The sequence below is a fragment of the Rhizobium album genome (assembly GCF_003122325.1).
In the GTDB taxonomy this organism is placed as follows: Bacteria; Pseudomonadota; Alphaproteobacteria; order Rhizobiales; family Rhizobiaceae; genus Metarhizobium; species Metarhizobium album.
This window is the reverse complement of the sequence record NZ_QFBC01000001.1, coordinates 355,403-371,525: the sequence shown is the minus strand read 5'-3', so window position 1 is coordinate 371,525 and position 16,123 is coordinate 355,403. Positions and strand designations below refer to the sequence as shown.

Here is a 16,123-nt window from a genome sequence, read left to right as displayed (position 1 = left end):
ACCTCGGCGCGACCTCAAGCATTGCGGACCGCCTGCAGCCGGTCCTCGGCCTGGGCCGCCAGAATCTCCAGAACCTTGGCGACCAGATCCGCTTCCGGCACCGTTTCCTGCGCCACACGGGCCTCGCGCCAGGCGGCATTGTCCTCGATTTCGCCGGAGAGGCGCTTGCCTTCGATCAGGTCCTTGATCTGAACCACGCCCTCGGCGCGCTCGTCGCCGCCCTGGATGATGGCAATGGGCGAACCGCGGCGGTCGGCATATTTCAGCTGGTTGCCGAATTTCTTCCAGTTGCCCTGGTACATCTCGGCGCGGACACCGGCGGCACGCAACGCCTGCGTGAAACGCTGGTAGCGGCCCATGCTCTCGACATCGCCATCCATGACGGTGACGAGGACCGGGGCGATCACATCGTCCTGCCCGAGCTTGCCGAGGTTCTTCAGCGCCGTCATCAGCCGCGAGACGCCGATGGAAAAACCCGTTGCCGGCACCGGCTGGCCCATGAAGCGCGACACGAGGCCGTCATACCGCCCGCCGCCGCCGACGGAACCGAAGACGACCTTTTCGCCCTTCTCGTTGGTGACGTCGAACAGCAGTTCGGCCTCGTAGACCGGGCCGGTGTAGTATTCGAGGCCGCGCACGACGGAGGGATCGATCTTGATGCGGTCGGGGCCGTAACCGGCGCTCGTCACCAGGCCTCCGATGAGGTTCAGTTCCTCGACGCCTTCGCCACCCTTGGACGTGCCGGCGACGAGTTCGGCCAGTTCGGCGGCACTCTGCGCATAGTCCCTGATGCCGACGAAGAACAGCACCTTGCGGATCTGCTCGGCATCGAGGCCGGCGCCCTTGGTGAAGTCGCCGGATTCGTCCTTGCGGCCCGGGCCGAGCAGCAGCGTCACGCCTTCCGGACCGAACTTGTCGAGCTTGTCGATGGCGCGCAGCACGTTGAGCCGTTGGGCAGCCTTGTCCTCGCCGCCAAGGCCGATCGCCTCCAGGACGCCGTCGAGCACCTTGCGGTTGTTGACGCGGATGACGTAGTCGCCGCGCTTTATGCCGAGCGCTTCCATCGTATCGGCCATCATCATGCACATTTCCGCATCCGACTGCACGCCGGGCGCACCGACGCTGTCGGCGTCGAACTGCATGAACTGGCGGAAACGGCCCGGACCCGGCTTTTCGTTGCGGAAGACATAACCGGCGCGATAAGTGCGGTAAGGCAGCTGGATCTCGTTGAAATTTTCGGCGACATGCCGGGCGAGCGGCGCCGTCAGGTCGTAACGCAGGCTCATCCACTGCTCGTCGTCATCCTGCAGCGAGAAGACGCCTTCGTTCGGACGGTCGCTGTCGGGCAGGAATTTTCCGAGTGCATCGGTGTATTCGAAGAGAGGCGTTTCGACCGGATCGAAGCCATACCGTTCGTAGACCTCGCGGATCTTGGCGGTCATCTCGTTGACGGCGCGGATATCGGCGGCGGAACGGTCGACGAAACCCCGGGGCAGACGGGCTTTCAGCTTTTGCGGTTTCTTCGACTTGTCATTCATGATGCGGGTCCGTCCATCGTCAATTTGTGGCGATTTCTTAGAGGATCGGGGCTTGGGCGGCAAGGGCGAAGGCTGGCAGGCAGGGCGTGCGGATGTTATATTGGCAGCCAGACGAAGAGGCCCGACCATGAACAAGCGCGTCACCATCGAAATGCCGGAAGAAATGCATCGTTTGGTGCTCCAGTACGCAGCAGAGGCGGGCACGGAACCGAATTCCTACCTTCTCGAACTCATCGAAGAACGGCTTGAAGACGCCTACTTTCTGAAAAAGGCGGAAAAAGTGCTCGAAGCGCGCGAGCGCGGCGAAAGCCGTACCTACTCGTGGCAAGACATGGAGCGCGAACTTGGCCTGGACGATTGATTTCGACGACAAGGCCATAAAAAATCTGCAGAAGATCGGAAAGACGGAAGCAGCCCGCATTCGAGATTTTCTCCACACAAGAATCAAGCCCATCGACAATCCGCGTCAACTCGGTCGCGCGCTCGAGGGGCAGAAATTCAACCACCTCTGGCGCTATCGCGTCGGCGACTACCGCATCATCTGCGACATCCAGGATCAAAAACTGGTAGTGCTGGTCGTTGAGATCGGCCATCGCCGCGAAATCTACCGATAATTCATGATCCTCGAAGCCCTCAATTACCTCGCCACCCGTCCCCTCACCGCCAAACCCTTCCGGCGCTTCGTCCGCTATTCGGTCAGCCTCTGGTCGCGGGCCAATCGTTGCGCGCGGGACTGGGCCGGGCACGAGGACAACAGCAAGGCGGCAATCCGCGCGGCGATCGCCGATCTGCGCCAGCGGCGGACCGCCGTCGTGCTCGGCTCCGGCCTGTTGCGCGACGTACCGATCGACGATCTCTGCCGCAGCTTCGATACGGTGGTGCTGGTCGATCTGGTGCATCTCGCCTCGGTACGGCTCAGGCTGATGCGGCGGCGATACCGCAACGTGCGGCTGATCGAGCGTGATCTTTCCGGCTGGGACGATCTAGCCGCCGGCAGCAACCCGGATGCGCTCGGCTTCCTGCGCGGCGTGCCCTATCTCGATCTCGTCGTTTCCGCCAACCTGCTGTCGCAGATCGGCATCGGCGCGCGCCGCAGGATGGAGGCCGGCGAAAGCGGCATGCCGGAGGATACGGTGCCGCGGCTGATCGCCGGCCATCTCGACGGCCTGGCGACGCTCGGATGCCGGACATGCCTCCTCACCGACATCCGCCTCGATGTCATCGACATCAACGGCAAGCAGCATGACAGCGTCGACCTGATGCATGGGGCCGGCATGCCGCCCGCCGACGATACATGGACGTGGCCGGTCATTCCGGTCGGGGAAGAAAGCGCCGATTACCAGGTGGTGCACACGGTGGTCGCCGTGCGGCGCTGAGGCCACCTTTCGGTCACGGTTTTCTCATATGACCAGACGGGGTAAAACTGCTGTGCCTTTTCGTAGGCTTTTGTTTTTGCATGCCTTATTCGCAAGTCCCCTGCACATGCCGGCAAGATGTGCTATGGGATGCGAGGCGCGGCAGCCGCCATGGAGGAAGACCCAATGAGCACCCGGCAAGTGACCGCCATCGGCTTCGATGCAGACGACACCCTGTGGCAGAACGAGCAGTTCTACCGCCTGACGGAGCGGCATTTCGCCAGCCTGCTTGCTGATTTCGCCGATGAGACGCATATTTCGGCGCGGCTGCTGGATGCGGAAAAACGCAACCTCAGCCATTACGGCTTCGGCATCAAGGGGTTTACCCTGTCGATGGTGGAGACGGCGGTCGAGGTGACCGAGGGGCGCGTGCCGGCCGGCGTCATCGCCCAGATCCTCGACATCGGTCGCGACCTGCTGCGCCATCCCGTCGAATCCCTGCCGCATGTGCACGAGACGCTGGAGGCTTTGGCCGGCCGCTACTTCCTGGTGATGATCACCAAGGGCGATCTTTTCGACCAGGAGCGCAAGCTCGCCCAATCCGGCCTCGGCGATTATTTCGATGCGGTGGAGATCGTCAGCGACAAGACGGCGGTCACCTATCGCCGTATCTTCTCCAAGCTCGCCGACGGGCCGGAGCGGGCGATGATGGTCGGCAATTCGCTGAAATCCGACATCGTGCCGGCAATCGCCGCCGGCAGCTACGGCATCTTCGTGCCGCACGAGCTGACCTGGGTGCTCGAACATGTCGAACCGCCGGTGGAGGCGCCGCGCTTCCGGCAGATCGCCCATCTCGGCGAGTTGCACTCGATCATCGAGACGATCGGATAGAGCGTTTCACGCAATTCCGGACGCAAAACCGCTGCGCACTTTTACTGGAATTGCTTTATTTGATACCGATGACCACCTTGTAGGGCGCACCGAGGCCGCGGCGCGGCGAAACGCGCGAATAATAGGGCCGGATCAGCCAGGTGGTATTATTGGCAACCGGCAGGCTCTTGATGTTGCCGTCCTCGTCGCTGGAATAAAACGCCTCGTCGTCGGGCCTGGAGACGTCGAACATTACCAGATAGGTGAACCGGCTCGGCGTCCAGAAATTGATCCCCACCGTCTGGCCGCGCTTGACGTGCAGCGAATAGACGTGGCTGCGGCCATCACGGGTCCAGCCGCTGAGTTCCAGCGGCTTGCCGACGGGCGGCTCGATGGGCACCAGCTTTTCGCCCTTGTAGAGATTGGGGTGAGGCGGATCGGCCAGAGCCGGGCCGATCATGCCGAAGAGAAGAAACAAAACGGCGGCAAGCCACGCCGAACCCGGAAATCTCTTCATGGCCGCTCCAGCACCTCGCGCATCGCCTCAACCTCGGCCCGACAATAACAACCCTCGACATGGTCGTTTACCATACCCATGGCCTGCATGAAGGCATAGATGGTGGTGGGGCCGACAAACGTCCAGCCGCGCTTTTTCAGGTCCTTCGACAGGCGCACGGAGGTCGGCGTCGTCGGATTGGCCATCACCACCGCCCGCGTCACCATGCCGGGCCGCTCGCTTCCGCCCGGCTCGAAACTCCAGAAATACCGGGCAAGCGAGCCGAACTCCGCCTGCAGGTCGAGCGCGCGCCGGGCATTGTTGATCGTCGAGACGATCTTGCCGCGGTGACGGATGATGCCGGCATCGGCAAGGCAGCGGTCGATCTCCGCTTCGCCGAAACCGGCGACGACGGCGAAATCGAAACCGGCGAAGGCCCGGCGGAAATTGTCTCGCTTGCGCAGGATCGTCAGCCAGGAGAGGCCGGATTGGAACCCTTCCAGGCAGATCTTCTCGAACAGCCTGATATCGTCGGTCACCGGCCTGCCCCATTCCTCGTCATGGTAGCGCCGGTAATCGTCCAGACCACCGTGCCAGGAGCACGTATGGCGGCCGTCATTGCCGATGATGATGCCTTCTGCGGTCATTCTCGCCTGCTCTTCCCTGGCCGCCGTGGCGGCTTTACCACTTGCTTACCGTCTTTGCGAACCGGGCGGTAACCCTGACGAAAGGTTTATCGCACCCTTCGCATTCGAATGAACCGTTGTTTACCATTCGCTGGCGGCCCGGTGCGACGATCGCTGCCAAGACGCCCCTGAGCGCCCCAGTTAAACCCGGTGAAATGTAGCGAGTCCACCCGATGTTGAAAAAACCTTTTCTTTTGGCGGCAAGCCTCGTGCTTGCCTTGTCCACCGTTGCCGAAGCCCGTGACGGCCGCTACCGCGAGCGGCCGCCGGTCATCGTCAGCGCCGACCTCAGCGCGCCCTGGCTGATGCAGCTCGGCGGCGCCGTGCAGCCGCGGGTCTATTCCTCCCGCCGGGTGCTCACCCAGCCGCAGGTCTACCAGCGCCGCGTCGTCCGCCGCGGCCTGTTCCAGACACAGGACCTGCAGCAGCGGGATGTGCAGCAGGTGGCGGTGACGCGCGCCGAAAAACCGATCAAGAGCAAGCTCGATCCGATGTACCTGCCGCAGATGGTCGAATATCCCGGCGACCACAAGGCCGGCACGATCGTCATCGATACCAACAACCGCTTCCTCTATCTCGTGCTCGGCAACGGCCAGGCGCGGCGCTACGGCGTCGGCGTCGGCAAGCCGGGCTTCGAATGGGCCGGCGCCCACAAGATCACCCGCAAGGCGGAATGGCCGAGCTGGACGCCGCCGAAGGAAATGATCGACCGCGAGGCCGCCAAGGGCCACTACCTGCCGGCCACCATGGAAGGCGGTTCGGCCAACCCGCTCGGTGCCCGCGCCATGTATCTCGGCTCGACGCTCTACCGCATCCACGGCACCAATGCGCCCTGGACGATCGGTTACGCCGTTTCCTCCGGCTGCATCCGCATGCGCAACGAGGATGTCGTCGATCTTTACGACCGGGTGGACGTCGGAACCCGCGTCATCGTGATGTAACGGCAACGGCCGGCCTGTTTCTTGGGGAACAGCGCCGGCCATTCGTTCACTTATGCTTTATTGCCAGGCGCGTGTCTTGCAACATGCAAGACCACTCAAGTAGCGTGCCGTATGGATTTGATCACCGAGGGGATAAGAACATGGCAAGATATTCGAAGCTGCTTGCGGCAGTGACGATCACGATGGCCGGCATCATTGCCGTGCCGCCCGCCCAAGCATTCAATCTCACCGCTCCGGCCGTCGCGCAGCGCTCCGACGTCGTCGAGATCGCCGTGCAGAACAAGCAGGTATCCGCCGCCTACCGGCGCAAGAAGGTGCGGCTGGTGACCGACGAGAAGGCCGGCACCATCATCATCGATACCAACAACAAGTATCTCTATTATGTCGAAGGCAACAACCGCGCGACCCGTTACGGCGTCGGCGTCGGCCGCGACGGCTTCGGCTGGTCGGGCATCGTCAAGATCGGCCGCAAGGCGGAATGGCCGGATTGGGTGCCGCCAAAAGAAATGATCGCCCGCGAAGCCCGCAAGGGCCGCAAGATCCCGGCCTTCCAGGAAGGCGGCGTCGACAATCCGCTCGGCGCCCGCGCCATGTATCTCTATCAGGGCGGCCGCGACACGATCTTCCGCATCCACGGCACCAACCAGCCGTGGACGATCGGCCAGAACATGTCGTCCGGTTGCATCCGCATGATGAACAAGGACGTGGAGCATCTCTACGACCGCGCCGGCGTCGGCACCAAGGTCATCGTCGTCGGCCCCGGCAACCGCCAGGGCAAGGTCGCCTTCGAGGATCGGGGCATCGACGTCCTGCGCACCATGTTCGGCGGCTGATACCGCCATTTCACGATCTTCCCAAAGCGGGCGGCACGGCCGCCCGCTTTCGTTTTGCGGCATCCGTTTCATGCACGCGCTCGCCACGCTGTGATATCGCGAGACCGTCGCTCGGCTATGCGGGGGTGCCGAGCGGCTGCCCGGCACTTGCCCACTTCGCCGCCGAAAGTTGCGCCGGCCGGGGGCCGCCATAAGCCCAGTCGAGCAGTTCGACCGTATGCAGGATGGGAATGCCGGTGCCGGAGGCGATCTGGGTGATGCAGCCGATATTGCCGGTGGCGATGATATCGGGCTTGGTGGCCTCGATGTTGCGCACCTTGCGTGCCTTCAGCTGCGCCGAAATTTCCGGCTGCATGATATTGTAGGTGCCGGCCGAGCCGCAGCAGAGATGGCCTTCCGCCGGATCGCGCACGGTGAAGCCGGCAGCCTTGAGAAGCTGTTTCGGAGCCAAGGTGATCTTCTGGCCGTGCTGCATCGAGCAGGCGGAATGATATGCGACGGTGATGCCCTTCGGCATATGCGCCGGCAGGTCGAGGGTGGCGAGATATTCGGTGACGTCCTTGGCCAGCGCCGAGACTTGCGCCGCCTTCTCCGCATAGGCCGGATCGAGCCGCAGCATGTGGCCGTAGTCCTTGATCGTCGTGCCGCAGCCCGATGCGGTGATGATCACCGCATCCAGGCCGCCGGTTTCCACCTCGCGCATCCAGACATCGACATTGCGCCGGGCGGCGGCGAGCGCCTGTTCCTCGCGGCCCATGTGGTGCACCAGCGAACCGCAGCAGCCTTCGCCCTGCGGCACCACGACCTCGATACCGAGGCGCGTCAGCAGCGCGATGGTCGCCTCGTTGATGCCGGGATCGAGCACCGGCTGGGCGCAGCCGGTGAGGATCGCCACCCGGCCGCGCGCGGTCAGATTGGGGGCCACATTGGCGGCATGGACCGCCGGCTGCGCCGAAGCCGAGGCAGGCGGCACGGATTTCGGTGCCAGCCGCAGCATCGCCGCGAAGGGTTTCAGGCTGGTCACCCTGTCGAACAACGGCGCCAGCGGCCGGCCGAGGCGCGCAAGCTGCAACGCCATGCGGAACCGGCCCGGATAGGGCAGCACCATGGCGAGCACGCCGCGCGTCAGCCGGTTCATCAGCGGGCGCTTGTAGGTCTTCTCGATGTGGGCACGGGCATGGTCGACCAGGTGCATGTAGTCGACCCCGGAAGGACAGGTGGTGGTGCAGGCAAGGCAGGAGAGGCAGCGATCGATATGCTTGACCACCTGCTCATCCGCCGCCCGGCCGTTTTCCAGCATGTCCTTGATCAGGTAGATGCGGCCGCGCGGGCTGTCGAGTTCGTCGCCCAGCGTGACATAGGTGGGACAGGTGGCGGTGCAGAAGCCGCAATGCACGCATTTACGCAGGATCTTTTCGGATTCGGCGACATGCGGATCGGCCAGTTGGGCGGGGGTGAAGTTGGTTTGCATCGATCAGGATCTCCCGCCGGTGGCGGCGGACGCCATCTTCTCCCCGGCGGGGAGAAGATGCCCGCAGGGCAGATGAGGGGGTGAGCGGCGTAAGCCGGGAACGGCCGGAGCGAAGGCGACGGGCGCAAAAACCGCAGCGAAAGGTGCTTGCCGCGCCGGCGCCCCCCTCACCCGGCGCTCTGCGCCACCTTCTCCCCGTTGGGGAGAAGAGGGAGCAAGCGGCAAGGCCCGATCGAGACGACACATGGCGATACTCATCCCATCTTCCCCGGATTAAAAATCGCTTGCGGATCGAACTTTTCCTTCACGCGCGCCGACAGCACCGCCACCGGTGCCGGCTGCGGTTCAAAAGCGGGCGTGGCAGCGCGGGTCTTTTCCGAGGCACGCATCAAGGTCGCATGGCCGCCGCCGAGGGCCTTGATGTAGCGGCGGACGAGTGCTGCTTCCGGATCGGCCTCCATGCGCATCCAGACGAGACCGCCCTGCCAGTCGTAGAAGGCATCGATGCCGGCTTCGAGGCGCAGCGCGGCGACAAGCTGGTGGCCGGCCGACGGAGCGACGGAGACGCGCCAGATGGGCCGTTTCGTGCCGTCCGCATAAGGCAGGACATCGCGGATCTCGCGCCAGAGGGAAAGGCTGGTGGCCATGTCGAGCCGGCCGACCGCGCCGAACGGCGCCATCGCGGCGCCAAGCTTTTCCGCCCGCACGGCAACCGACGACGGCAGGCCTTCGAGCCGCAGCACGGTCGCCTCGCCATCCGGCAGCGCCCCGCCGGCGAAGCGGCCCTTGACGCTCTCAGGCAGATGGGCGGCGCCGGAAACTTCCACGGACAGGGCCATGGCCGCCGCCATGGCATGCGCGGCCTCGGCATCGTTTAGGCCGGAAACGACGATGGTTTCCGTCGCCTTCGGCACCGGCAACACGCGGAAGGTGACCTCCGTCAGGAAACCCAGCGTGCCGTGCGAGCCGGCCAACAGCTTGACGAGGTCGAGGCCGGTGACATTCTTCATCACCCGGCCGCCATTGCGGACGATCTCACCGCGACCGTTGACGAACCGCACGCCGAGCAGGCTGTCGCGGGCCGCCCCCGCCACGAACCGCCGCGGGCCGGAGACATTGGCGGCAAAGACCCCGCCGATGGTCGGTTCGCCGTCCGTGCCCATCAGCGGGCGATGATCCATGGGTTCGAACGACATCATCTGGCCGTTTGCGGCCAGCGCCGCCTCGATCTCCGCAACCGGCGTGCCGGCGCGGGCGGTGATGACCATTTCCGCCGGATTGTAGGCGACGATGCCGGAGAGACCTGCGGCGCTCAGCCCCGCCTCGGCGCGGACGGCATTGCCGAAACCGCTGCGGCTGTTGCCGCCGAAAAGCGCAAGCGCCCTGCCCGCTTCGGCATGGGTGCGGATGAGATCGGCAGCTTCCGCTTCCGTCGTGGGATGGAAAACATCGGTCATGCGGCGGGACGCCCTTCCAGCGGAAAGACCTTTGAGGGATTGAGCAGCCAGCCCGGATCGAAGGCGGCGCGCACGGCCATCTGCTGGTCGAGATCCACCTTGCCATATTGATGGGTCATCAGGTCGCGCTTTTCGATGCCGACGCCGTGTTCGCCGGTGAGGCAGCCGCCAGCATCGACGCAGAGTTTCAGGATTTCGTTGCCGGCCTGTTCGGCGCGGGCGGCATCGTCCGGGTCGTTGGCGTTGAACAGGATCAGCGGATGCATGTTGCCGTCGCCGGCGTGGAAGACGTTGGCGACCCGAAGGCCGAAGCGGTCGATGATCTCGGAGGTCTTCTTCAGGACGTAGGAGAGCTGGCTGAGCGGCACGGTGCCGTCCATGCAAATGTAGTCGGAGATGCGGCCGGTGGCGCCGAAGGCGGACTTGCGGCCCTTCCAGATCAGCGCCGCCTCGGTGGCCGACTGGCATTCGCGCACCGTTTTGACGCCATGGCGGCGGGCGATCTCGACGATATCGGCGAGCATCGCATCCATCTCGGCTTCCGAGCCCTCTACCTCGACGATCAGAAGCGCGCCGACATCCAGCGGATAGCCCGCCTTGGCGAAGGCCTCGCAGATCTCGATGGCCGGCTTGTCCATGAACTCGATCGCCACGGGAATGATGCCCGACCCGATGACGTCAGCGACGCAGGACCCCGCCTCCTCCGAGGTCTCGAAGCCGAACAGCACGGGACGCGCGCCCTCCGGCTTGGCGATCAGCCGCACCGTCGCTTCGGTGACGATACCGAGTTGCCCCTCGTGGCCGCAGACGAGACCGAGCAGGTCGTAACCGCCGGCATCGAGATGTTTGCCGCCGAGCTCGATCACCGTACCGTCGACCAGCACCATCCTGACGCCCAGCAGGTTGTTGGTGGTGACGCCGTATTTCAGGCAGTGGGCGCCACCGGAATTCATGCCGATATTGCCGCCGATGGTGCAGGCAAGCTGCGAACTCGGATCGGGCGCGTAGAAAAACCCTTCCGGCGACACGGCCTCGGAAATGTTGAGATTGGTGACGCCGGCCTGCACCGTCGCCGTGCGGTTGGCGAGGTCGATATCGAGGATGCGCGACATCTTGGACAGGCCGAGCACCACCGCATCCTCCTGCGGGATCGCGCCGCCCGACAGCGAGGTGCCGGCACCGCGCGGCACCACCGGCACGCCGTATTTGTGGCAATAGCGCATGACGGCCGCAACCTCTTCCGTGGTGCGCGGCAGGGCGACGGCCAGCGGCACGCGGCGATAGGAGACGAAGGCATCGGTTTCGAACGGCACCAGCTCGCGCGGCGCGTGGATCAGACAGTCCTTCGGCAGCAGGTCGACCAGATCGGCAACGATGGCGTCGCGGCGCGACAGGATAGCCGGCTGGGGTTCCAGAAAACGAATGAAATCAGTCATCAGCTCCTCCCGGCGCATTGCCTCCGCCGTACTGGTGTTTTTTCTTTACCACTTCAACAAAACCGGCGCAAATGCTAAGCACTTATTCCCAAATCGGAAAAAATGGACGGTCTTTCGTGACGAACTTCGGTGACCTCGACATCTTCGCCCGCGTCGTGTCAAGCGGCAGCATGTCGACGGCGGGCCGGGCGCTCGGCCTATCGCCGGCGGTGATCTCCAAACGCATCAAGCGGCTGGAGGACCGGCTCGGCACCCGGCTCCTGCAGCGGACCACGCGGCAGATCTCGCTCACCGAGGCCGGGCAGGGGTTTTACGAGCGGGTGCTTTCGGTGCTGGCCGGGCTGGAGGATGCCGAAGCCTTCGTCTCCGGCCGCTCGGCGCGCATCCAGGGCACGCTGAAGGTTTCGGCGCCCACCTCCTTCGGCCGCATGCACATCGCCCCGCATCTAAAACCCTTTCTCGATGCGCATCCGGACCTGACGCTCAACCTGGTGCTGACCGACGAATTCACCGATATCGTCGGCGGCGGTTTCGACCTTGCCATCCGCATTGCCGAACTGGGAGATTCCAGCCTCGTCGCGCGGCGGCTGGCGCCGGTGCGCCGTGTTCTCTGCGCCGCGCCTGCCTATCTGGCCAGCTACGGCACGCCCGAAGATGTCGAGGCGCTGAAACACCACACCTGCCTTCGGCCGCACAACAACGACGCCTGGCGGCTGGAGGGACCCGGCGGCGCCGTGCTCTATCGTCCGGAAGGCAGGCTTGTCACCAATTCCAGCGAGGTGATCCGCGAAGCCGTCATCGCCGGCTTCGGCATCGCGCTCCGCTCCACCTGGGATGTCGGGCAGGAGTTGAAGGACGGTCGCCTCGTGCGCGTGCTGCCGTCCTACGAAGGCTCGCGCAACGTCGCCTTGTCCGCCGTCTATCCCAGCCGGCAGTTCTTGCCCGCCAAGGTGCGGCTGCTGATCGACTACCTGGCGGAATTGTATGGGCCGGTACCGTATTGGGAGCGGTAGCGAGCGATTGAAATTGGTACTGCTATATGGTACCAAATCACATGAAGCGCAGGCATCGGGAAACGCTCGAACAGATATTTGCACGCCCCGTGAGCGGTTCTATTCGCTGGACCGAGATCGAGGCGCTGTTTCTGTCTCTCGGTGCCGAAATCACGGAACGCGAAGGGTCGAGGATCGGTGTCTTCCTGTTTGAGGAATCAGGGTGTTCCATAGGCCACATCCCTCGCCGGATACGGACAAGGGCGCCGTCGCCATCATTCGTAAATGGCTGGAGAGCAATGGAGTGAAGCCATGAAGAATATCATTGAAATCGAGGGTCACAAGGCAGTTGTCTCCCTCGATCCCGAGATCGGCTTGTTTCGCGGCGAATTCCTTGGCTTGAACGGCGGCGCGGATTTTTATGGAGACAGCCTGAACAGGCTCCGGGAAGAAGGCGCCTTGTCTCTCAAGGTTTTCCTGGAAATGTGCGCGGAAAAAAATATCCAGCCGTTGCGGACGTTTTCAGGCCGCTTCAACATCCGCCTGGCACCCGAGCTTCACGAAGCGGCGGTTCTCGCCGCAAGCTCCGAGCACAAGAGCCTCAACGAGTGGATCTCCGGCGTCATCGAAGAAGCCGCCACAAAATTAATCAATCCCCCGTATCGCGGTGGTGATGGCGGATGCGGCGGACGGTCCACCAGATGCCGAGGATGACGACCGGCACGGAAAGCCCCGTCAGCGCCGAGGATTTGACCGCGAAACCCTCCGTCTCCAGCCATTTTGCAAGGTAGCCGAACAGGCCGACGACGTAATAGGAGATCGCCGCAACCGACAAGCCTTCCACCGTCTGCTGCAGCCGCAGCTGCAGGTTGGCGCGGCGGTCCATCGAGGTCAGCAACACGGAATTCTGGCGTTCCAGCTCGACGTCGATCCAGCTGCGAACGAGGCCGGTGGCGCGAGACAGTTTTCGCGACAGGTTCGCCTGGCGCTCCTCCACCGACTGGCAGGTGCGCATCGCCGGCGCCAGGCGCCGCTGCAGGAAGGAGCCCAGCGTTTCGAAACCCGGCACCGGCGTTTCGTCCAGCATTTTCACGCGCTCGCGGACGATGTCGTCATAGGCGCGGCTGGCGCCGAAGCGGTAGAGGCTGAGCGCGGCATTGGCCTCCAGTTCCGCCGCAAGCCGGGTAATTTCCCCGAGCATCGTATCGGCCTCTTCGCGGGCATGCGCCTTCATGCGCTGGGTGACCGCCGTCAGACCGTCCTCGATGCGGCGGATTTCCGGCGACAGCGACTGGGCCAGCGGCAGGCCGAGCATGGCCAGCGTGCGATAGGTCTCGATGTCGAGTAGCCGCTGCACGAGGGCGCCGGTACCGGCTTCCGTCAGGCCGCGGTCGATGATCAGAATGCGCGTCAGGCCGTCGCCGTCCTGGCGGAAGTCAGTGAGGATCGTCGCCGAGCCGTTCTTGACTTCGCTATGACAGAGGCTGGCAGGGTCGAAGGTTTTCAGCGCGGCGCGGGCTTCCGCGCCATCCGGGCGGATCTCCAGCCGGATGCCCGACATCAGCGAACCCGGCGGCGAAAAACCGTCGCCGAAGGGATGGATCGCCACCTCACCGCCGAACTGCTCCGGCGCCGGTCCGTCCCAGAACCAGGTGGAAAATTCCGTATGACGCTCCCAGCGCAACGTGCCCGGCCCGCAGGCCAGCGCATGGTGGCGGGCGTCCGTCGCCGGCGGCGAGACGCCACGGCTGCGCGACATCTCGGAAATGACGGCGTGGTGCACGCTCAACCCGCCTTCGGCCATGAAAGCGAGCTGAAAGATCACCCGCGGCGCCCGCACCAGCACGTAAGGCCGCGCATGGATTTCGCCCAATGCCACCGCGCGCTCCGGATGCCCCGGAAACGCAAAGCTCCCCTTGCTCATTCTGTCGTCCCCAACCCCTCAGGCCGTACAGGATGCGGCAGATCTTGACGAAAGACAAAGGGCGGTTTGCCGCAGGCTTGGTTTATGAAACTGGACAAGTTATTTGACCACTCCGCAGCCAACTTGATATGAAGCGGAACCGCGACGGAGGACAGCGTGACAGACCAGAACGACATGCTTTTTTCCCGTGTCGACCATAACCGCACGGCCGATGGCGTGGTGCTGCAGATCGAGCGGCTGATCCTCGACGGCGTTTTGCGCGACGGCGACCGGCTGCCGGGCGAGCGCGACCTGGCGCAGCGGCTCGACGTCTCCCGGCCGATCCTGCGCGAGGCGCTGAAGGAGCTGGAAAATCGCGGCCTTCTGGTCAGCACCCATGGCGGCGGCACCTTCGTCGCCGATATCATCGGCCAGGTGTTTTCCAAGCCGATCACCGAACTGATCGCCCGGCACGAACGCGCCACCTACGACTATCTGGAATATCGCCGCGAGCTCGAGGGGCTGACCGCCGAGTTTGCCGCACGGCGGGCGACCGAAAGCGACAAGGCCATGCTCGGCCGCATCATCGACCGCATGCGCGCCGCTCATGACAGCGGCGTCTTCGACGACGAACTCGGCACCGATGTCGACCTGCACAATGCCATCGGCGAGGCCGCGCACAACATCATCCTGATGCACACGCTGCGCGCCTGCTACCGGCTTCTGACGCAGGGCATCTTCTATCACCGGCAGATGGTGTTTGCCGTGCCGGGGGCGCGGGAGCGGCTTCTGGCGCAGCATGTCGCCATCCACGACGCGATCATCGCCGGCGATGCGGCCGCCGCCCGATCGGCGGCGCAGGCGCATATCGACTACATCGTCGAAACGACACGGGAAGCGACCCGCAGCGGCGAATGGGCACGTGTCTCGCGCCTCCGGTTGATGCAGCAGGAAAACCGCGGCTGACCTATCGGTGGATATCGAGATAGGCGCCGGCCACCATGGCATCGATATCGGCCGGAACCGGCACGATGCAGGCTTCCGCCCCGACGCCGCCCCTGGCGATGCGCTCCAGGCAGCGCACCTGCAGCGTAAAGCCGAGATCCATCGATTCCACCGAATTCCCGAGCGGTCGCGGCCCGGCGAGATTGGCCATGTGGCCGCCGCCCAGCACGTGGAAGGCGCGGCCATCGGCAAGATGGAAGGTCTCGATGCCATCGGCGACATAATGCTCGGTCTTCACCACGTCGGCGCTGGCGCGAAACCTTTCGACATCGATTTCGTGCGGAAAATGGCCGCCATTCAGCAGGATGGCGCCGTCCTTGATCAGCGGCAGGTCTGCGACCGTGATGATGCCCGAAAATCCGGTAACGGTGGCGATGACATCGGCGGTGCGGATCGCCGTCTCGCGCAGCGGCGTGGAAAAGCCGTCGAGATGGGCTTCAAGCGCCGTCACCGGATCGATATCGACGACGCTGACGGCCGAAAAGGCGTTGCGGAAGCAGGCGGCGGTGCCCTTGCCGCAGGCGCCGTAACCGAAGACCGTCACCCGCTTGCCGTTGGTCGAACGGTTGGTGAAGCGCATGTAGCTTTCGAACAGGCTCTGGCCGACCGCATGGCGGTTTTCGGCAAACTGCTTGATCGGGCTGTCGTTGATGACGAGGATCGGTTTGGCAAGCCGCTGGCGCAAAGGCAGAAGCCGCGTCCGGCCGGAGGTCGTCTCTTCCGTGCCACCGAGCAGGCCGGCATAGGGTTTTTCCGCCACCCGGGCGAAAAGATCGCCGCCATTGTCAAGTAGCAGGTCCGGCGTTTCGGCGAGCAGCGCGTCCAGGGTGCGGCCATGCTCGGCTTCATCCGTGGTCTGGGTGGCGAAGACGGTGATGCCCTGGTCGCGCAGGTAGGCGACGGTTTCCGGCTGGGTGCTGTTGAGATTGCCGGTGGCGACGATCCGGGCGCCGCCGGCCGCCAGCGTCATCAGCATGGCAACCGTCTTCGGTTCCAGATGGATGCCGGTGCCGATGCTGAGCCCTTCGAACGGCCGGGAGGAGCGAAACTCCGCGGCAGTCGCCTGCAGCAGGCGGCAGCTGCGGGCAACCCAATCGATGCGGCTGGCGGTTTCGGTCTGCGGCACGGCGCTTCTCCTTC

The 16,123-nt window shown here is 64.3% G+C and carries 17 protein-coding genes; 9 read left to right on the top strand and 8 right to left on the bottom strand.

Going from position 1 to position 16,123, the window contains the following annotated elements:
- Positions 1-14: 14 nt before the first annotated feature.
- Positions 15-1,538: a histidine--tRNA ligase gene (gene hisS / locus DEM27_RS01820; RefSeq protein WP_109456469.1), complete on the bottom strand. Its 1,524-nt coding sequence runs from the start codon at positions 1,536-1,538 to the stop codon at positions 15-17.
- A 127-nt stretch (positions 1,539-1,665) separates the two neighbouring features.
- Between hisS and relB the strand changes: the two genes are divergently transcribed.
- From relB to DEM27_RS01800, 4 genes are all read left to right on the top strand, one after another.
- On the top strand, positions 1,666-1,899 hold the full coding sequence (relB, locus tag DEM27_RS01815) for a type II toxin-antitoxin system RelB family antitoxin (protein ID WP_109456468.1): 234 nt from the start codon (positions 1,666-1,668) through the stop codon (positions 1,897-1,899).
- The gene (locus tag DEM27_RS01810) at positions 1,883-2,152 is read left to right on the top strand and encodes a type II toxin-antitoxin system RelE family toxin (RefSeq protein ID WP_109456467.1); all 270 of its coding nucleotides are present in this window, start codon (positions 1,883-1,885) and stop codon (positions 2,150-2,152) included. Before relB ends, DEM27_RS01810 begins: the two co-directional genes overlap by 17 nt.
- 3 nt (positions 2,153-2,155) lie before the next feature.
- Positions 2,156-2,914, top strand: coding sequence for a hypothetical protein (locus DEM27_RS01805; protein ID WP_109456466.1), 759 nt, complete (start codon positions 2,156-2,158; stop codon positions 2,912-2,914).
- A 165-nt stretch (positions 2,915-3,079) separates the two neighbouring features.
- Positions 3,080-3,784, top strand: a complete 705-nt coding sequence (locus DEM27_RS01800) for an HAD family hydrolase (protein WP_109456465.1) — start codon at positions 3,080-3,082, stop codon at positions 3,782-3,784.
- A gap of 55 nt (positions 3,785-3,839) precedes the next feature.
- On the opposite strand, the gene DEM27_RS01795 is transcribed toward DEM27_RS01800, so the two are convergent.
- Entirely contained in the window at positions 3,840-4,280 is a 441-nt protein-coding gene (locus tag DEM27_RS01795; protein WP_109456464.1) for a hypothetical protein, read from the bottom strand.
- A complete protein-coding gene (locus DEM27_RS01790) occupies positions 4,277-4,906 on the bottom strand; it encodes a DNA-3-methyladenine glycosylase I (RefSeq protein ID WP_109456463.1) in 630 nt (209 codons plus the stop codon). The genes DEM27_RS01795 and DEM27_RS01790 overlap by 4 nt, the downstream gene beginning before the upstream one ends.
- Positions 4,907-5,118: 212 nt before the next feature.
- Here DEM27_RS01790 and DEM27_RS01785 point away from each other — a divergent pair, with 212 nt between their 5' ends.
- Both DEM27_RS01785 and DEM27_RS01780 read left to right on the top strand, forming a co-directional pair.
- Positions 5,119-5,886: a L,D-transpeptidase gene (locus tag DEM27_RS01785; protein WP_109456462.1), complete on the top strand. Its 768-nt coding sequence runs from the start codon at positions 5,119-5,121 to the stop codon at positions 5,884-5,886.
- Positions 5,887-6,026: 140 nt separating this feature from the next.
- Positions 6,027-6,719, top strand: a complete 693-nt coding sequence (locus tag DEM27_RS01780) for a L,D-transpeptidase (protein ID WP_165823324.1) — start codon at positions 6,027-6,029, stop codon at positions 6,717-6,719.
- A 115-nt stretch (positions 6,720-6,834) separates the two neighbouring features.
- Here the strand turns inward: DEM27_RS01780 and glcF are convergent, their stop codons facing one another.
- From glcF to DEM27_RS01765, 3 genes are all read right to left on the bottom strand, one after another.
- Complete coding sequence (gene glcF, locus DEM27_RS01775; protein WP_109456461.1) at positions 6,835-8,190, bottom strand: glycolate oxidase subunit GlcF; 1,356 nt, start codon at positions 8,188-8,190, stop codon at positions 6,835-6,837.
- 254 nt (positions 8,191-8,444) lie between these two features.
- A complete protein-coding gene (gene glcE / locus DEM27_RS01770) occupies positions 8,445-9,647 on the bottom strand; it encodes a glycolate oxidase subunit GlcE (protein WP_109456460.1) in 1,203 nt (400 codons plus the stop codon).
- Positions 9,644-11,083: an FAD-linked oxidase C-terminal domain-containing protein gene (locus tag DEM27_RS01765; protein ID WP_109456907.1), complete on the bottom strand. Its 1,440-nt coding sequence runs from the start codon at positions 11,081-11,083 to the stop codon at positions 9,644-9,646. Before DEM27_RS01765 ends, glcE begins: the two co-directional genes overlap by 4 nt.
- 116 nt (positions 11,084-11,199) lie before the next feature.
- Between DEM27_RS01765 and DEM27_RS01760 the strand changes: the two genes are divergently transcribed.
- The gene (locus DEM27_RS01760; RefSeq protein ID WP_109456459.1) at positions 11,200-12,096 is read left to right on the top strand and encodes a LysR family transcriptional regulator; all 897 of its coding nucleotides are present in this window, start codon (positions 11,200-11,202) and stop codon (positions 12,094-12,096) included.
- Positions 12,097-12,387: 291 nt separating this feature from the next.
- Entirely contained in the window at positions 12,388-12,789 is a 402-nt protein-coding gene (locus DEM27_RS01750; RefSeq protein WP_109456458.1) for a type II toxin-antitoxin system HicB family antitoxin, read from the top strand.
- On the opposite strand, the gene DEM27_RS01745 is transcribed toward DEM27_RS01750, so the two are convergent.
- A complete protein-coding gene (locus tag DEM27_RS01745) occupies positions 12,725-13,999 on the bottom strand; it encodes a DUF3422 family protein (RefSeq protein ID WP_109456457.1) in 1,275 nt (424 codons plus the stop codon). The genes DEM27_RS01750 and DEM27_RS01745 overlap by 65 nt on opposite strands.
- A 174-nt stretch (positions 14,000-14,173) precedes the next feature.
- On the opposite strand from DEM27_RS01745, the gene DEM27_RS01740 reads away from it, so the two are divergent.
- Positions 14,174-14,944: an FCD domain-containing protein gene (locus DEM27_RS01740; RefSeq protein ID WP_109456906.1), complete on the top strand. Its 771-nt coding sequence runs from the start codon at positions 14,174-14,176 to the stop codon at positions 14,942-14,944.
- Position 14,945: 1 nt separating this feature from the next.
- Here the strand turns inward: DEM27_RS01740 and DEM27_RS01735 are convergent, their stop codons facing one another.
- Complete coding sequence (locus DEM27_RS01735) at positions 14,946-16,109, bottom strand: adenosylhomocysteinase (protein WP_245445604.1); 1,164 nt, start codon at positions 16,107-16,109, stop codon at positions 14,946-14,948.
- Positions 16,110-16,123: the final 14 nt, after the last annotated feature.

What these genes read in the sequence shown, in the direction of transcription:
- DEM27_RS01795 (WP_109456464.1), bottom strand. Translation starts at nt 4,280, where the DNA reads ATGAAGAGATTTCCGGGTTCGGCGTGGCTTGCCGCCGTTTTGTTTCTT.
- DEM27_RS01790 (WP_109456463.1), bottom strand. Translation starts at nt 4,906, where the DNA reads ATGACCGCAGAAGGCATCATCATCGGCAATGACGGCCGCCATACGTGC.
- DEM27_RS01765 (WP_109456907.1), bottom strand. Translation starts at nt 11,083, where the DNA reads ATGACTGATTTCATTCGTTTTCTGGAACCCCAGCCGGCTATCCTGTCG.
- DEM27_RS01745 (WP_109456457.1), bottom strand. Translation starts at nt 13,999, where the DNA reads ATGAGCAAGGGGAGCTTTGCGTTTCCGGGGCATCCGGAGCGCGCGGTG.
- DEM27_RS01750 (WP_109456458.1), top strand. Translation starts at nt 12,388, where the DNA reads ATGAAGAATATCATTGAAATCGAGGGTCACAAGGCAGTTGTCTCCCTC.
- DEM27_RS01740 (WP_109456906.1), top strand. Translation starts at nt 14,174, where the DNA reads ATGCTTTTTTCCCGTGTCGACCATAACCGCACGGCCGATGGCGTGGTG.
- relB (WP_109456468.1), top strand. Translation starts at nt 1,666, where the DNA reads ATGAACAAGCGCGTCACCATCGAAATGCCGGAAGAAATGCATCGTTTG.
- hisS (WP_109456469.1), bottom strand. Translation starts at nt 1,538, where the DNA reads ATGAATGACAAGTCGAAGAAACCGCAAAAGCTGAAAGCCCGTCTGCCC.
- glcF (WP_109456461.1), bottom strand. Translation starts at nt 8,190, where the DNA reads ATGCAAACCAACTTCACCCCCGCCCAACTGGCCGATCCGCATGTCGCC.
- DEM27_RS01785 (WP_109456462.1), top strand. Translation starts at nt 5,119, where the DNA reads ATGTTGAAAAAACCTTTTCTTTTGGCGGCAAGCCTCGTGCTTGCCTTG.
- glcE (WP_109456460.1), bottom strand. Translation starts at nt 9,647, where the DNA reads ATGACCGATGTTTTCCATCCCACGACGGAAGCGGAAGCTGCCGATCTC.
- DEM27_RS01800 (WP_109456465.1), top strand. Translation starts at nt 3,080, where the DNA reads ATGAGCACCCGGCAAGTGACCGCCATCGGCTTCGATGCAGACGACACC.
- DEM27_RS01805 (WP_109456466.1), top strand. Translation starts at nt 2,156, where the DNA reads ATGATCCTCGAAGCCCTCAATTACCTCGCCACCCGTCCCCTCACCGCC.
- DEM27_RS01780 (WP_165823324.1), top strand. Translation starts at nt 6,027, where the DNA reads ATGGCAAGATATTCGAAGCTGCTTGCGGCAGTGACGATCACGATGGCC.